Source organism: Sphingomonas phyllosphaerae 5.2, assembly GCF_000419605.1.
Lineage (GTDB): Bacteria > Pseudomonadota > Alphaproteobacteria > Sphingomonadales > Sphingomonadaceae > Sphingomonas > Sphingomonas phyllosphaerae_B.
This window is the reverse complement of sequence record NZ_ATTI01000001.1, coordinates 2726226-2741040: the sequence shown is the minus strand read 5'-3', so window position 1 is coordinate 2741040 and position 14815 is coordinate 2726226. Positions and strand designations below refer to the sequence as shown.

The window sequence follows — 14815 nt, the reverse complement described above, 5'->3', positions numbered from 1 at the left end:
GACCGACCCTGTGCCATGCCGCCCGGAATGACGACGCTTCGCCTATCGAACCAACCGCGTGCCCTGGGCAAGAGCGGGATCATGGTTTCGCCGCTCGCCTGGGGCATGTGGCGGCTCGCGGGCGACGATGTGGCGGCGGTGCGCGCGCTGATCGACGCGGCGCTGGAGGCCGGGATCACGCTGTTCGATACCGCCGACATCTACGGGTTCGACACCGCCGCCGGGTTCGGATCGGCGGAGGCGCTGTTCGGGCGCGCGCTGGCCGAGGACGGTACGCTGCGCGACCGGATGGTGATCGCGACGAAGGGCGGGATCCTTCCGCCGATGCCATACGATTCAAGCCGCGCCTATCTGACGGCGGCGCTCGACGATTCGCTGCGGCGGATGCAGGTGGAGACGGTCGACCTCTATCAGGTCCATCGCCGCGACCTGCTGACGCATCCGCACGAGGTGGCGGGGGCGCTGGACGCGATGGTGGCGAGCGGGAAGGTGCGCAGCGTCGGCGTGTCGAACCATTCGCCGGCGGAGTTCGACGCGTTGCAGGCGTTCCTGGGGCAGCCGATCGTCGCGACGCAGCCGGAATTCTCGGCATTGCACACCGTGCCGCTGTTCGACGGGACGCTGGACCAGGCGATGGCGCGCGACGTGGCGGTGCTGGCATGGTCGCCGCTGGGTGGCGGGCGGCTGGCGCGCGGCGATCATCCGGCAGCAGCGTTGCTGGCGAAGCATGGCGCGGCGTTCGGCGTCGATGCCGGCACCGCGGCACTGGCGTGGGTGATGGCGCATCCGGCGCGGGTGATCCCGATCGTCGGTTCGCAGAACGCCGTCCGGATCGCGGCGGCGGCGGGCGCGTACCGGGTCGAATGGACCCGCGAGCAATGGTATGCGGTGCTGCAGGCGGGGATGGGAGCGACGCTTCCCTGACCGGTCCGGGTAACTTGAATTATGGTTTGGTATCGCTAACACGGGCCGAAAGGCCGGGAGCGGGAGGATGTCGGACGTGTTGATGACGCAGGCGATGCGCTGGTTCGGGCCGCGTGATCCGGTGCCGCTGGCGCATATCCGGCAGGCGGGCGCGACCGAGGTGGTCACCGCGCTCCACCATCTGCCCAACGGCGTGGTGTGGCCGCGCGACGAGATCGCCGCGCACCGCGCGCTGATCGAGGCGGCGGGGCTCGGCTGGACGACGGTCGAGAGCGTGCCGGTGCACGAGGCGATCAAGACCGCCGGGCCGGAGCGCGACCGGCTGCTCGATCATTACGCCGAAACGCTGCGCAATCTGGCGGCGGAGGGCATCACCACCGTCACCTACAATTTCATGCCGCTGCTCGACTGGACGCGCACCGATCTGGCGTGGGAGCTGCCCGATGGCGCGCGCGCGCTGCGCTTCGAACTCGAGGCGGTCGCGACCTACGACGTGCACATCCTGCGACGGCCGGGGGCAGAGGCGGATTATGCGCCGGCGTTGATCGAGCGCGCCGCGCGGCGCTTTGCGGCGATGGACGACGCGGCGCGGGTGCGGCTGGAGCGGACCATCATCGCCGGGCTGCCGGGCAGCGAGGAGAGCTTCACCTCCGCGCAGTTCCTGGAGGCGATCAACGGCTATGCCGGCACCGGCCCCGCGCAGCTGCGCGCCAACCATATCGCCTTCCTCGACGCGATGTGCCCGGTCGCGGAGGCGCTCGGCATCCGGCTGGTCGTCCACCCCGACGACCCGCCGTTCGCGATCTTCGGCCTGCCGCGTACCGTTAGCACCGAGGCGGACGTCGCGGCGCTGTTCGAGGCGGTGCCGAGCGTCGCGAACGGCCTGTGTTTCTGCACCGGATCGTTCGGGGTGCGCGCCGACAACGACCTGCCCGGCATGGTGCGGCGACTGGGAACGCGGATCGGCTTCCTGCACCTGCGTAGCGTGCAGCGCGAGCCCGATGGCGCATTCCACGAGGCGGCGCATCTGGAGGGCAGCGCGGACATGGCCGCGGTCGTCGCGGAGGTGGTGGCGCTGCAACGGCGCGAGGCGCGGTCGATCGTGATGCGCCCCGACCACGGCCACCAGATGATCGACGACCTGACCAAGGTGACCAATCCGGGCTATTCGCTGCTGGGGCGGATGCGCGGGCTCGCCGAACTGCGCGGGCTGGAGCGCGGGCTGGCATTCGAAGGGGCCAAGTGACGATGACGCGACCGCTGGAGCTGCACCCCGATCGGCTGTTCCCCGCCGATCCGACGACGCGCGGGATCGCGCGCGCATTATATGCGGAGATCGGCACGTTGCCGATCGTCAGCCCGCACGGCCACACCGACCCGACGTGGTTCGCGACCAACGCCAAGTGGGACAATGCCACCACCTTGTTGCTGGCGCCGGACCATTACGTGTTCCGGATGCTCTATTCGCAGGGCATTGCGCTCGACGATCTGGCCATCCCGCATCGCGGCGGCGTGCCGGCGACCGACCCGCGTGCGGCATGGCGGCTGTTCGCGACGCATTACGAACTGTTCCGCGGCACGCCGTCGCGACTGTGGCTGGACCATGTGTTCGCCGAGGTGTTCGGGTTCGACGTGCGCCTGGAGGCAGCGACCGCCGATGTGTATTTCGACACGATCAACGAGCGGTTGGCGGGCGAGGATTTCCGGCCGCGCGCGCTGTTCGATCGCTTTCGGATCGACTTCCTCGCGACGACGGAGGGCGCGCACGACAGCCTCGACGCGCATCACGCGATCCGCGCGTCTGGCTGGGGCGGGCGCGTCGTCACCACCTATCGCCCCGACGGCGTGATCGACGTCGAGCATGAGCAGTTCGCGGGTGCGCTCGCGAAATTCGCGGAGCTGACCGGCGAGGACGTGCACGGCTGGTCCGGGTACCTCGCCGCGCATCGCAAGCGCCGCGCCGACTTCCGTGCGGCGGGCGCGACCGCGACCGATCACGGCCATGCCACGGCGCAGACCGCGAACCTGTCGACCGTCGAATGCGAGACGCTGTTCGCGCGGATCGTGGGCGGCACGTGGGACGCCGCCGACGCCGAGCTGTTCCGCGCGCAGATGCTGACCGAGATGGCGAAGATGAGCGTCGATGATGGAATGGTGATGCAGATCCATCCGGGCTCCTTCCGCAACCACAACGCCGGGCTGTTCGCGAGCCATGGACGCGACAAAGGCGCCGACATTCCGGTACGCACCGAATATACGAGCGCGCTGAAGCCGATGCTGGACGTGGTCGGCACCGAGCGCGACCTGACGATCATCCTCTTCACGCTGGACGAGAGCGTCTATGCGCGCGAACTGGCGCCGATGGCCGGCCACTACCCGTGCCTGAAGCTGGGACCGGCATGGTGGTTCCACGACAGCCCGGAAGGGATGCGGCGCTATCGCGAGCTGACCACCGAGACGGCCGGCTTCTACAACACCGTCGGGTTCAACGACGACACGCGCGCCTTCCTGTCGATCCCGGCGCGGCACGATGTCGCGCGGCGCGTCGATTGCGCGTTCCTTGCACGGCTGGTCGCGGAGCATCGCATCGAGGATTGGGAGGCGGTCGAACTGGCGCATGAGCTGACCGACGGCCTCGTGCGGCGGGCGTACAAGCTGTGAGGCTGTCGGAAGCGACGCGCGGGGGCCTGCCCGCGGACGTGACGCAGGCGGCCTATGCACGCGCGGAGCAGGCGCGCGGGATCGTCCATCTCGGGATCGGCGCCTTTCACCGCGCGCATCAGGCGGTCTATACCGACGATGCGATGGCCGCGGGGGATCGCGACTGGGCGATCACCGGCGTGTCGCTGCGATCGGCGCAGGTGCACGAGCAACTGGCGCCGCAGGACGGGCTCTACACGGTCGCGACGCGCGATGCGGCGGGCGAGCAGCTACGGCTGATCGAGGCGGTGCGCGACGTGCTGGTTGCGCCACGCGATCCGGGCGCGGTGGCGGCGGCGCTGGCGGCGTCGGCAACACGCATCGTCACGCTGACCGTGACCGAAAAGGGCTATCACCGCCTGCCCGGCGGCGGGATCGACGGGGCGGCGATCGCGACGGCCGGGGGCACGATCTACCATTATCTGGCGCAGGCGGTGCGCGACCGGATGTCGGCCGGCGCGGGGCCGATGACATTGGTCAGCTGCGACAACATGACCGACAACGGCCATGTCCTGCACGACGGCGTAGCGTCGTTGCTGGACGGCGCGGCACTGGGCTGGTTCCAGCGCGACTGGGCGTGTCCTTCGACGATGGTCGACCGGATCGTGCCGGCGACGGCGCCGGACGATCTCGACCGGCTGGAGGCGCGGATCGGGGTGCGCGACGAAGGTGCGGTCGTCACCGAACCGTTCCGGCAGTGGGTGATCGAGGATCGCTTCGCCGACGCGCGGCCGCGCTGGGACGTGGGCGGCGCGCAGTTCGTCGCGGACGTGCGCCCATATGAAACCGCCAAGCTGCGGATGCTGAACGGCGCGCATTCGGCGCTGGCGTATCTGGGGCTGGGCGCCGGACACGATTACGTGCACCAGGCTGTCGCCGACCCGGCGGTGCGCATGGTGGTGGAGCGATTGATGCGCGACGAGGCGGCGGCGAGCCTCGACGCGGCGCCGGGGCAGGACCTGCGCGCGTATGGCGATGCGTTGCTGGCGCGGTTCGCCAATCCGTCGCTGGCACACCGGCTGGCGCAGATCGCGAGTGACGGGTCGCAGAAGGTCGGACCGCGCTGGCTGGAGGCGCTGACGATCAATCGTGCACGCGGGGTGGACCGAACCGCGACGCTGACCGCGCTGGCGGGATGGCTGCGCCACCTGCGCGGGCAGGCGGGACCGGTCAACGACCCGATGGGCGACGAACTGGCGGCGCTGTGGCGCGGGCATGACGCGGCCGGGATGGTGGCGGCACTGTTCGGTGAGGGCGGGCGCTTCGCGGCACGCTGGCAGGCGGATGACGGCGAGCGCGCCGCGCTGACGCAATTGGTGGAGCAGCGGTGATGGGCAGGTTGCTGGCGTTCGGCGAGATCATGCTGCGGCTATCGCCGCCCGGCCGCGAATTGCTGATGCAATCGCCGCGCTTCGACGTGTGGGTGGCGGGGGCGGAGGCGAACGTCGTCACGCAGCTGGCGCGGCTGGGGCACGACGTCGCGATGGCGAGCCGCGTGCCCGACAACGATCTGGGGCAAAGCGCGATCACGACGCTGCGCGGCCACGGCGTCGACGTGCGCCACATCCAGACCGGCGGCGAGCGGATGGGGCTGTATTTCGTCACGTCCGGTGCCGGGATGCGGGCGACCGAGGTGATCTACGACCGCGCGTGGTCGTCGTTCGCGGAGGCGCCAGCCGCGGCGTGGGACTGGGATGCGATCCTGGACGGCGTCGACCGGTTGCACCTGTCGGGGATTACCCCGGCGCTGGGGCCGGTGCCCGCGGAGAGCGCATGTCGCGCAGCCGAGGCGGCGGCGGCGCGGGGTGTCGCGGTGTCGTTCGACGGCAACTGGCGCGGAAAATTGTGGGCGCGCTGGGACGGCGATCCGCGCGCGATCCTGACGCGGATCGTCGAACATGCCGATGTGATGTTCGGCAACCACCGCGACATCGCGCTGCTGCTGGGCCGCGACGATTTCGGCGGAGCGGGCGAGGACCGGCGGCGTTCGGCAGCGGAGGCGGCGTTCGCGCGCTTTCCGCGATTGACCACGATCGCTTCCACGGCGCGGCATGTCGAGCACGTCGACCTCAACCGGTTGTCGGCGCGGATCGATACGCGCGACGACCATGCGCAGACGCCGGAAACGGTGTTGGCCGGGATCGTCGACCGGATCGGTGGCGGCGATGCCTTCGCGGCGGGGGTTCTGGATGCGCTGCTACGTGGGCAGGGGATCGCGGCGGCGGCGGAGACGGGGCTGGCGCTGGCGGCGCTGAAGCACTCGCTGCCGGGTGACGCCGGGCTGTTTCGCGCGGCGGACGTGGCAGCGTTCCTGGCGGGCGGGCTGGACGTGCGGCGCTAACGGTCTGCGGCGGGGATCGCTCGATCGCGGCGCCCTGGCTGGTGACCTGCCGAAGACCGGAGCGTCCGGCATGATGCGTTGAGCGTGCTACCCTGTGCTGTAGCGACGAACGGGGCCTGGCTGCCGTCCTGCGCTCACCATCATCTTCGTTGCCGTGGGCGTCGACGCGGGATGATGCGCGGTTGTTCGTCGTCGCTACGCTCGCAGCGACGAGCTTGGTTCAGCCTGTTCCAGGATCGACATTCGGCGACTCACGGATGCCGGAGGATCGCCAATGAAGATGATCGGTCTGTTCGAGGAAGCGCGCTCCCACGATCGGGCAGACTTGCTCCCGCTACGGATCATCGCGAGCATGGCGAACCAAGCCAGAGTGTCGTGCGAAACGCCGGATCGCTTCGCTACGCTCGTAATGGCGAGCGTTGCGTCAGCCTGTCCTGAAGCGTTTTCCGATCAGGTTGAACCATTGTCATCGCGCTGCGGGGGAGCGCATGCGCGGCGGGGCGTTTTCGATCCGGGCAGCGTTGCTCGTCGGTCACGATGCCGCGGCATCGCGCCCTCCTCGCGCCTTCCCCCGGCCCGAAATCGTCGCCGTGCCGATGATCCAACCTGATCGGAAAGCGCGCTAGCGCCCGATGAGCGCCCGGCCGCGGTCGACTTCGTAGGCGGCGAGCTGGTGCGTCACGCGCAGGAACAGCCGTTGCGCCTGGCGCCATGCGCCGACGTCGCGTGCGACGTGACGGTCGCGATGGCCGGCCACGAGGCTGCTGCCCCAGCTCTCGACCGCTGCGCCGACGTCGGCGGCGTCGCCTTGCGGGCGGATGACCACCGAAGGGAAGGGTAGCGGGGCAGCGGGCGAGGCGAACAGGTCGGCATCGCCGTCGCGCGTCACTTCCGCGCCGCGCGGCGCGAAGAGCAGCGCGCCGGCGATCCGCGCGACATAGTCGCTGGGCGACAGCCGCCCCCACCACGCGCTGGCTGCGCAGCCGAGCCCGTCCGCGACCAACAGCACCGGGCGCTCGGCGCTGCACACCGCCTGGTCGACGCGTGCCGCGAAGATCTTGCGTTCGGCCCGTGAGCGTGCGGCGACCGGGATCGTGCGCGGATCGTCGGCGGGCCAGCCGAACATCGTCCGCCAGGTCGGCTCCGGGCGCAACGAATCGGAGATCGCGACGATCGTGAACGGCGCGAAGCGGTCGTTGGCGGCGATGGCGAACATGGGCAGGGCTCCCGGATGGCGCGGATCGTCAAGGGTCGTAAGTGCGATGGTACGCGAACGCGGCGCGATGGGGAGTCTAGTTGGGCTTTGCTGCGGCGAGGTTTGGGTTTGTCGGGGTGGGCGGTGGCGGGCGTGAGGCGAGACGATCCGGTGCCGATCCGAGGCAGGGTCGGGCGATTCCGGTCCGGTCACGTGAATTGGCGTCGGGGTCGCGCTTCTTGACGCCATCAGCAAGAAGCAGGGCGCCGGATCAGGGCTGTCCCCGAGCGAAGCCGAAGCGTCCGGGGCGACGATCGGTGGCGATGACCTTCGCTGGAGTCGGATGACGTCAGGACCATCCGGATGTTCGTCGTTGTGCGCGTAGCGAAGCGACAGGATGTCCTCGTCCGGTGCTGGATTGCTTTGCTGCGCTCGGCATGACGGGACGAATCGAAAAGGGCGCCTCCATGGGAAACGCCCTTTTGATCGTCGGTCGTGGCGGCGCGGCGCCGGCCGATAGCGCATTTGCGCTATGCGCACCGACGCCGCCGCGCCTTACGCGCTATAGTACATGTCGAACTCGACCGGGCTCGGGGTCATTTCCCAGCGCGCGACCTCGTCCCACTTCAGTTCGACGTACGCCTCGATCTGGTCCTTGGTGAACACGTCGCCCTTCAGCAGGAAGTCGTGGTCGGCCAGCAGCGAGTCGAGCGCCTCACGCAGCGATGCGCAGACGGTCGGCACTTCCGCCAGCTCGGCCGGCGGCAGATCGTACAGGTTCTTGTCCATCGCCTCGCCGGGATGGATCTTGTTCTGGATGCCGTCCAGACCCGCCATCAGCAGCGCGGCATAGGCGAGGTACGGATTGGCCATCGCATCGGGGAAGCGGACCTCGACGCGCTTGCTCTTCGGGCCGGTGCCGTACGGGATGCGGCACGACGCCGAACGGTTGCGCGCCGAATAGGCGAGCAGCACCGGTGCCTCGTAACCCGGCACCAGCCGCTTGTAGCTGTTGGTGGTCGGGTTGGTGAAGGCGTTGATCGCCTTGGCATGCTTGATGATGCCGCCGATAAAATAGAGGCAGGTGTCCGACAGGCCGGCGTAGCCATTGCCCGCGAACAGTGGCTCCTTGCCGTTCCAGATCGAGAAGTGCGTGTGCATTCCCGAGCCGTTGTCCTCCTTGATCGGCTTCGGCATGAACGTCGCCGACTTGCCATAGGCATGCGCGACCTGGTGCACGACGTACTTGTAGATCTGCATCCGGTCGGCGGTGGTGGTCAGCGTGCCGAAGGTGAGGCCCAGCTCGTGCTGCGCGGCGGCGACCTCGTGGTGGTGCTTGTCGCACGGCAGGCCCATCTCGATCATCGTCGAGACCATCTCGCCGCGGATGTCGACAGCCGAGTCGACCGGCGCGACCGGGAAGTAACCGCCCTTGGCGCGCGGACGGTGGGCGAGGTTGCCGCCCTCGTATTCGCGACCGGTGTTGGTCGGCAGCTCGATATCGTCGAGCTTGAAATACGACTGGTTGTACGACGTCTCGAAGCGGACGTCGTCGAACATGAAGAACTCGGCTTCCGGCCCGACGTAGACGGTGTCGCCGATCCCGGTGGTGGCGACATAGGCTTCGGCGCGCTTCGCGGTGGTACGCGGGTCGCGGCTATAGCCTTCGCCGGTCGACGGCTCGACGATGTCGCAGAACACGATCAACATCGGGGTGGCCGAGAACGGATCGGTATAGACCGCGTCCAGATCCGGCATCAGGATCATGTCGGACTCGTTGATCGCCTTCCAGCCCTCGATCGAGCTGCCGTCGAACATCAGGCCGTCGGTGAACTCATCCTCGCCCATCAGCGAGGCGACCATCGTCAGGTGCTGCCACTTGCCCTTGGGATCGGTGAAGCGCAGATCGATCCATTCGATCTCTTCATCCTTGATCTTCTTCAGAACGTCTGCGGCCGTGTTCGCCATGATGCTTTCCTTCGTCGCCACCCCGGCGGACGCCGGGGTCTTTCTGTAATCGGGAGACCCCGGCGCAAACCGGGGCGACGGAATTCAGGGGGAGGAGATGACCCTCAGATCGCCTCGTTGTCGCGTTCGCCGGTGCGAATACGCAACGCGGTCTCGACCGGGATCACGAAGATCTTGCCGTCGCCGATGCGGCCGGTTTGCGCAGCCGCGGCGATCGCCTCCACCACGCGCTCGGTAAGCCCGTCCTCGACGACCACTTCCAGCTTCACCTTGGGCAGGAAGTCGACGACGTACTCGGCGCCGCGGTACAGCTCGGTATGGCCCTTCTGGCGCCCGAAGCCCTTCGCCTCGGTCACGGTGATGCCAGACACGCCGATCTCGTGCAGCGCCTCCTTTACCTCGTCCAGCTTGAACGGCTTGATGATCGCTTCGATCTTCTTCACGCGACGGACGCCCACCCCAGGTAGCCATGATGCCCCGATCGGCATCGTTGCATCGATCGTGCCAGCCACCACGCCCAAGAGCAAGGCAACGACTCGCGCGAATCCGTGGAATCTGCTGCCTGAGAATCGGGCACGGGTCGAATTGCTGCCGCTTTGTCAGGCAGGGGCATTTGTTAAGACCGGACCGGTATCGATCGGCCATGCGAATCTCACGCGGGCATTGGATAAGCGCGGTCTCGGCCGGAACGCTGTTGCTGGGCGGCTGCGGTGGCGGCGGCGACGGTGGAGGCAGCAACAGCGCCGCGCCGACGAGCGGAACCGTGCAGGTCGTGCCGGCGCCCACGCCCAGCCCCGCGCCATCGCCAGTTCCTAGCCCGACGCCCAGCCCGGCTCCAAGTCCGGCCCCGAGCCCGCTCGTCACCCCCGTGCCGATCCCTACGCCGGTCACGCCGAGCGGAAGCTGGGCGAGCAACGCTGCGGCGCTGTTCACGACCGCGCCCGATGTGCCGAACTGCCGGCCGGGCACGCTGGCGCAGAGCGTCCGCGACGATGTGCTGGCGCGGATGAACGCGATACGTGCGCTGCACCGCTTGCCGGCGGTGACCTATTCCAGCGCCGACGACGAGGCGGCGACGCAGGCCGCGTTGATGATGGCGGCGAACGGGCAGCTGAGCCACACGCCGGCGGCGACGTGGAAATGCTATACCGCGCTGGGCGCGACGGGGGCGGGGACCAGCAATCTGTATGGCGGGCTGATCTCGCCGTTCCTCGCTTATTATACCGAGGACATGTACCTGGGCGGATGGTTGACGGAGACGTCGAACCTGGTCGCCAACAACGTCGGGCACCGCCGCTGGATGCTCGATCCGTTCCTGGGCAAGATCGCCTACGGGCGCGTGGCGCAGGTGCTGGCCGATGGATCACGCACCGACGCGGCGGCGATGAAGGTGGTGTCGTTCACCGGCGGGGTGACGGTGCCGGCGAACCTGCCGCCGTTCGTGGCCTATCCCTATGGCGACTATCCCGCGCGCTATTTCGACACCTCGTCCCTGCTGTCGTTCACCGCGATCGTGGACCCGACGCAGCGCGGGGGGGCGAATGCGTCGGTCGATTTCTCGAAGGCGGCGATCTCGGTCAGCGATGAAGCGAGCGAGCTGGCGGTGTCGAACGTGAGTTACGACAATCTTGGCTATGCGGTGCCGAACAACCTGCAGTTCGCGGTCGCGGGGTTGAAGGCCGGGATCACCTATTCGGTGAAGATCACCGGCGTCGGTGTGCGCGGCGTGGCGACGGATTACCGATATACGTTCCGGATCGTGTCGTAGGACCGACCGACATTCAGGCGGTGTTCCTGCGAGCGTAGCGAAGCGATCCAGCCCGGCGCACGACGCGCTGGATCGCTTCGCTACGCTCGCAATGGCGGGGGGAGAGGGCAACTCTGCGGGATCATGCAAGCGCGTGTCGTCCGAGCAGATGGATCAGCTACATTCCGGGCAGCCGGCACCCGCGAGGCGCTGCATGTCGGTCCCGCCTTGGAGAATTTTACGGCTTCCCTGCTGCACCGATGGCGGCGGAGGTTGTCGATGCGCCGGTGCGGATCACCCGCCGTCCGGTGGCCGCGTGCCTGCTCCGAGCCAAGCGATCGTTGCGCGTCGGCGGAAGCACGAAGGTCCGGATCGCGACCGGGACGACGGGATGACCGGTTTCGCCAAATAGGCGCAACGGCGAGGTCACGTGGATCTCGGGTTAATCGCACGTCCGGTGGCTTGGGCGGTCGCAGCTTGGATTGCGAAGACGGACCGGCCGAAACAAGCTTCCCGGCAAGCGACGCCCGCTGCAGGACGGCGTTCATCACGCGGTGACGTGCGAAGCGCCCCTCAATACGGCGGCTTGTCGAGCCCGGCGGGAGAACCGGTGAAGATCTCGCAACCGTCCTCCGTGATGCCGATCGAATGTTCGAACTGCGCGGAGAGCGAGCGGTCGCGGGTCACCGCGGTCCACCCGTCGTCGAGCAGCTTCACGTCGGGGCGGCCGATGTTGATCATCGGCTCGATCGTGAAGATCATTCCCGGGCGCAACTCCGGACCGGTGCCGGGACGGCCGACGTGGACCACCTCCGGCGCATCATGGAAGAGCCGGCCGACGCCGTGGCCGCAGAAATCACGGACCACGCCGAACCGGTGCCCCTCGGCATGGCGCTGGATCGCGTGCGCGACATCGCCCATGTGGTTGCCGGGGCGCGCCTGCTCGATGCCGAGCATCAGGCATTCGTAGGTCACCTCTACCAGCCGCTTCGCCTTCAGCGGCACGTCGCCGATCAGGTACATGCGGCTGGTGTCGCCATGCCAGCCGTCGACGATCGGCGTCACGTCGACATTGACGATATCGCCCGATTTCAGCGCCTTGTCCGATGGGATGCCATGGCAGACGACATGGTTGATCGAGATGCAGCTGGAGTGCGTGTAACCGCGGTAGCCCAGCGTCGCGGGCACGCCGCCACCGGCCTTAACAAACCCGTAGATCAGCCGGTCGATCTCGGCGGTCGTCACGCCGGGCACCATGTGCGGCGTGAGCATGTCGAGCGTTTCGGCGGCGAGCCGCCCGGCCTTGTGCATGCCGGCGAACGCCTCCGGTCCATGCAGCTTGATCGCGCCGGTGCGCGCGAGCGGCGCATCGCTGGTGACGGTCACATAATCGGTCATGGACGCGATATAGCGTGGCAGGCGGGCGAATGCGAGCTATGCGAGGGGCATGAACGCTGAACGCATCTGGACCGCCGCGCTCGTGGTGATCGGCGACGAGATCCTGTCCGGCCGCACGCAGGACCGGAACATCGCGCAGCTCGCCGCGTGGCTGAACGTGCAGGGCATTCGGCTGGTCGAGGTGCGCGTGGTGCCGGACCGCGAGGATGCGATCGTCGAGGCGGTGAACGGCTTGCGCGTACGCAACGACTATCTGTTCACGACCGGGGGGATCGGGCCGACGCACGACGACATCACCGTCGACGCGATCGCCGCCGCACTGGACGTGCCCGTCGTCGAGCATCCGGATGCGGTGGCGGTGCTGGAGCGGCATTACGAAACCCGCGGCGGGCTGACCGCTGCACGCCGGCGGATGACACGCGTACCGGACGGCGCGTCGCTGATCGAAAACCGCGTATCGGGCGCACCGGGCATCCGCATCGGCAACATCTTCATCATGGCCGGGGTGCCGCACATCACCGCCGGGATGCTCGATGCGCTGACCGGCACGCTGGAAGGTGGTCGCCCGGTGGTGAGCGCGACGATCGGCTGCTGGGTGGCGGAAAGCGAGGTCGCCGACCTGCTGCGCGCAACCGAGAAGGCGCATGAGGGCGTGGCGATCGGAAGCTATCCGTTCTTCCGCGAAGGACGGACGGGCGCGAATTTCGTGGTGCGTTCGCCCGACCAGGCGCTGGTGGACGCATGCGTGGCGGACCTGACCGCGGCGCTGGAGGCGGCGGGGCGCGCGGTGACGGCGGGCGGGATCTGACGCCGGCGCCCGCCGAGGCGCGTCTCAGAAGCTGAACGAGGTGAGCACCATGACCCCGACTTGCGAGGTTTCGCGGTAGCGAATCTCCTCCTCGCCGCCCGGGGGCGGGGCGTTCGCCACGAAGCCATCTCCGAGGATGCGGGTGTCGGGGTCGATCATCACGCCGACGCCGATGTTGAAGCTGTTGCTCCTGGTTTCCTCGCGCCGGAACCCTATCATCATGCCAAGTCCGATCGCCTCGATGATCCGCTCGTCGCCGGGTTGCAGCGCCACGAAGGGGCCGATCCCCCACATGTTCTCGGGCAGGCCGAACGGCCCGGTGAACCGCGGCTTGAAGAAATAGTGGCTTTCGAGCAGCAACCGGGCCGGCGTGTTGTTCTGGTCGGTGACGCGCACGATGCCGTCGACGATTTGTGCCGTGCCGATGCGCTTGTTCCGGCCGACATCGAACGTCAGCGAGAAGCCGGCACCCAGTTCGACACCGCCGAATTCCTGCGCCGCCTTGTCCACGGCGAGCGTTCGCTGGAGGTCAGCGATGTGCTGCACCTGTTCGATGGCACGTGCGGTCTGCACCGGCGTCAGCGATCCTGCCGGAATGTCGGCTGGGGTGACGAGCGGCGAACCAGCGGGTTGAACGGGTGCGGGTGCAAGGGCCGGCAACCTGGGGTCGGCGGTATCGGGATCGACGACCGTGCCCCCGGCCTCTACCACCCGGTCCAGCGCGCGCGCCGCGCGTAGCCGCGCGCGGGCAATGCGCTGTTCCTTGTCGATCCGATCCAGGTCCGCCTGCGCTGCGCGCGTGTGGCGGCCCTGCGCCGCAGCAACCGTAACATCGAAGAGCAGCGCAATTGCCGCGCCGGCGATTAGTGCTCGCATTGAATGTTCCCCCTGTTGGTCGGGGGATCATCGCAGCACGGACGCTTGCGTCGCGGAGAACTGGGTCCGGTTCGGAGCTAAGGCGTGCATACGAAGACGGGCCGCGACACCGGCGGTGTCACGGCCCGTAGCGATCGGCCGGATCGCTCAGGCGACCTGGACGATCTCTTCGGGTTCGCGCAGCACGTAGCCGCGGCCCCAGACGGTCTCGATGTAATTCTCGCCGTCGCAGGCCAGGCTCAGCTTCTTGCGCAGCTTGCAGATGAAGACGTCGATGATCTTCAACTCGGGCTCGTCCATGCCACCGTACAGGTGGTTCAGGAACATTTCCTTGGTCAGCGTCGTGCCCTTGCGAAGCGACAGCAGCTCGAGCATCGCATATTCCTTGCCGGTCAGGTGGACGCGGGCACCGTCGACCTCGACGGTCTTGGCATCGAGGTTCACCGACAGCTTGCCGGTCTTGATGACCGACTGCGAATGGCCCTTGGAACGACGGACGACGGCGTGAATGCGCGCGACCAGCTCCTCGCGGTGGAATGGCTTGGTCACGTAATCGTCGGCACCGAAACCGAAGCTGCGCACCTTCGAGTCCATCTCGTTCACGCCGCTGAGGATCAGCACGGGCGTCTGCACGCGCGCGACGCGGAGTTTCTTGAGCACGTCGTAGCCGTGCATGTCGGGCAGGTTAAGGTCGAGCAGGATGATGTCGTAATCATACAACTTGCCGAGATCGAGGCCTTCCTCGCCCAGGTCGGTGTTGTAGACGTTGAACCCTTCGGTCGACAGCATCAACTCGATGGCCTTGGCGGTGGTCGGCTCGTCCTCGATCAGCAGCACGCGCATCGGCAATTCCCCGGT

At 68.0% G+C, this 14815-nt stretch carries 13 protein-coding genes; 7 read left to right on the top strand and 6 right to left on the bottom strand.

The features are described 5' to 3' along the window. Positions 1–27: 27 nt before the first annotated feature. The 5 genes from SPHPHY_RS0112895 (at position 28) to SPHPHY_RS0112875 (ending at position 5965) form a co-directional block, all read left to right on the top strand. Positions 28–924, top strand: a complete 897-nt coding sequence (locus SPHPHY_RS0112895) for an aldo/keto reductase (protein WP_022687104.1) — start codon at positions 28–30, stop codon at positions 922–924. A 67-nt stretch (positions 925–991) separates the two neighbouring features. Next, entirely contained in the window at positions 992–2170 is a 1179-nt protein-coding gene (gene uxuA / locus SPHPHY_RS0112890) for a mannonate dehydratase (RefSeq protein ID WP_022687103.1), read from the top strand. A 2-nt stretch (positions 2171–2172) separates the two neighbouring features. Then, a complete protein-coding gene (uxaC, locus tag SPHPHY_RS0112885; RefSeq protein ID WP_028056882.1) occupies positions 2173–3585 on the top strand; it encodes a glucuronate isomerase in 1413 nt (470 codons plus the stop codon). After that, the gene (locus SPHPHY_RS20145) at positions 3582–4955 is read left to right on the top strand and encodes a mannitol dehydrogenase family protein (protein WP_022687101.1); all 1374 of its coding nucleotides are present in this window, start codon (positions 3582–3584) and stop codon (positions 4953–4955) included. The genes uxaC and SPHPHY_RS20145 overlap by 4 nt, the downstream gene beginning before the upstream one ends. After that, positions 4955–5965, top strand: a complete 1011-nt coding sequence (locus SPHPHY_RS0112875) for a sugar kinase (protein WP_022687100.1) — start codon at positions 4955–4957, stop codon at positions 5963–5965. Before SPHPHY_RS20145 ends, SPHPHY_RS0112875 begins: the two co-directional genes overlap by 1 nt. A gap of 622 nt (positions 5966–6587) precedes the next feature. Here the strand turns inward: SPHPHY_RS0112875 and SPHPHY_RS22305 are convergent. The 3 genes from SPHPHY_RS22305 to SPHPHY_RS0112855 all read right to left on the bottom strand — a co-directional run bounded on the left by SPHPHY_RS22305 (position 6588) and on the right by SPHPHY_RS0112855 (position 9571). Continuing rightward, complete coding sequence (locus tag SPHPHY_RS22305) at positions 6588–7181, bottom strand: alpha/beta hydrolase (protein WP_022687098.1); 594 nt, start codon at positions 7179–7181, stop codon at positions 6588–6590. 534 nt (positions 7182–7715) lie between these two features. Further along, positions 7716–9128, bottom strand: coding sequence for a type I glutamate--ammonia ligase (gene glnA / locus SPHPHY_RS0112860; RefSeq protein ID WP_028056881.1), 1413 nt, complete (start codon positions 9126–9128; stop codon positions 7716–7718). 104 nt (positions 9129–9232) lie between these two features. After that, the gene (locus SPHPHY_RS0112855) at positions 9233–9571 is read right to left on the bottom strand and encodes a P-II family nitrogen regulator (RefSeq protein ID WP_028056880.1); all 339 of its coding nucleotides are present in this window, start codon (positions 9569–9571) and stop codon (positions 9233–9235) included. A 200-nt stretch (positions 9572–9771) separates the two neighbouring features. On the opposite strand from SPHPHY_RS0112855, the gene SPHPHY_RS20135 reads away from it, so the two are divergent. Then, positions 9772–10896: a CAP domain-containing protein gene (locus SPHPHY_RS20135; protein ID WP_156025096.1), complete on the top strand. Its 1125-nt coding sequence runs from the start codon at positions 9772–9774 to the stop codon at positions 10894–10896. A 552-nt stretch (positions 10897–11448) separates the two neighbouring features. Here the strand turns inward: SPHPHY_RS20135 and map are convergent. Next, positions 11449–12273 carry a type I methionyl aminopeptidase gene (gene map, locus SPHPHY_RS0112840; protein WP_022687093.1) on the bottom strand — a complete coding sequence of 275 codons (825 nt, stop codon included), beginning with the start codon at positions 12271–12273 and terminating at the stop codon, positions 11449–11451. 49 nt (positions 12274–12322) lie between these two features. On the opposite strand from map, the gene SPHPHY_RS0112835 reads away from it, so the two are divergent. Next, positions 12323–13081 carry a competence/damage-inducible protein A gene (locus SPHPHY_RS0112835; RefSeq protein WP_022687092.1) on the top strand — a complete coding sequence of 253 codons (759 nt, stop codon included), beginning with the start codon at positions 12323–12325 and terminating at the stop codon, positions 13079–13081. Positions 13082–13105: 24 nt separating this feature from the next. Here SPHPHY_RS0112835 and SPHPHY_RS0112830 read toward each other — a convergent pair whose 3' ends face one another. Further along, on the bottom strand, positions 13106–13957 hold the full coding sequence (locus tag SPHPHY_RS0112830) for a hypothetical protein (protein ID WP_022687091.1): 852 nt from the start codon (positions 13955–13957) through the stop codon (positions 13106–13108). Between the two features lie 147 nt (positions 13958–14104). Then, the gene (ctrA, locus tag SPHPHY_RS0112825; RefSeq protein WP_022687090.1) at positions 14105–14800 is read right to left on the bottom strand and encodes a response regulator transcription factor CtrA; all 696 of its coding nucleotides are present in this window, start codon (positions 14798–14800) and stop codon (positions 14105–14107) included. Positions 14801–14815: the final 15 nt, after the last annotated feature.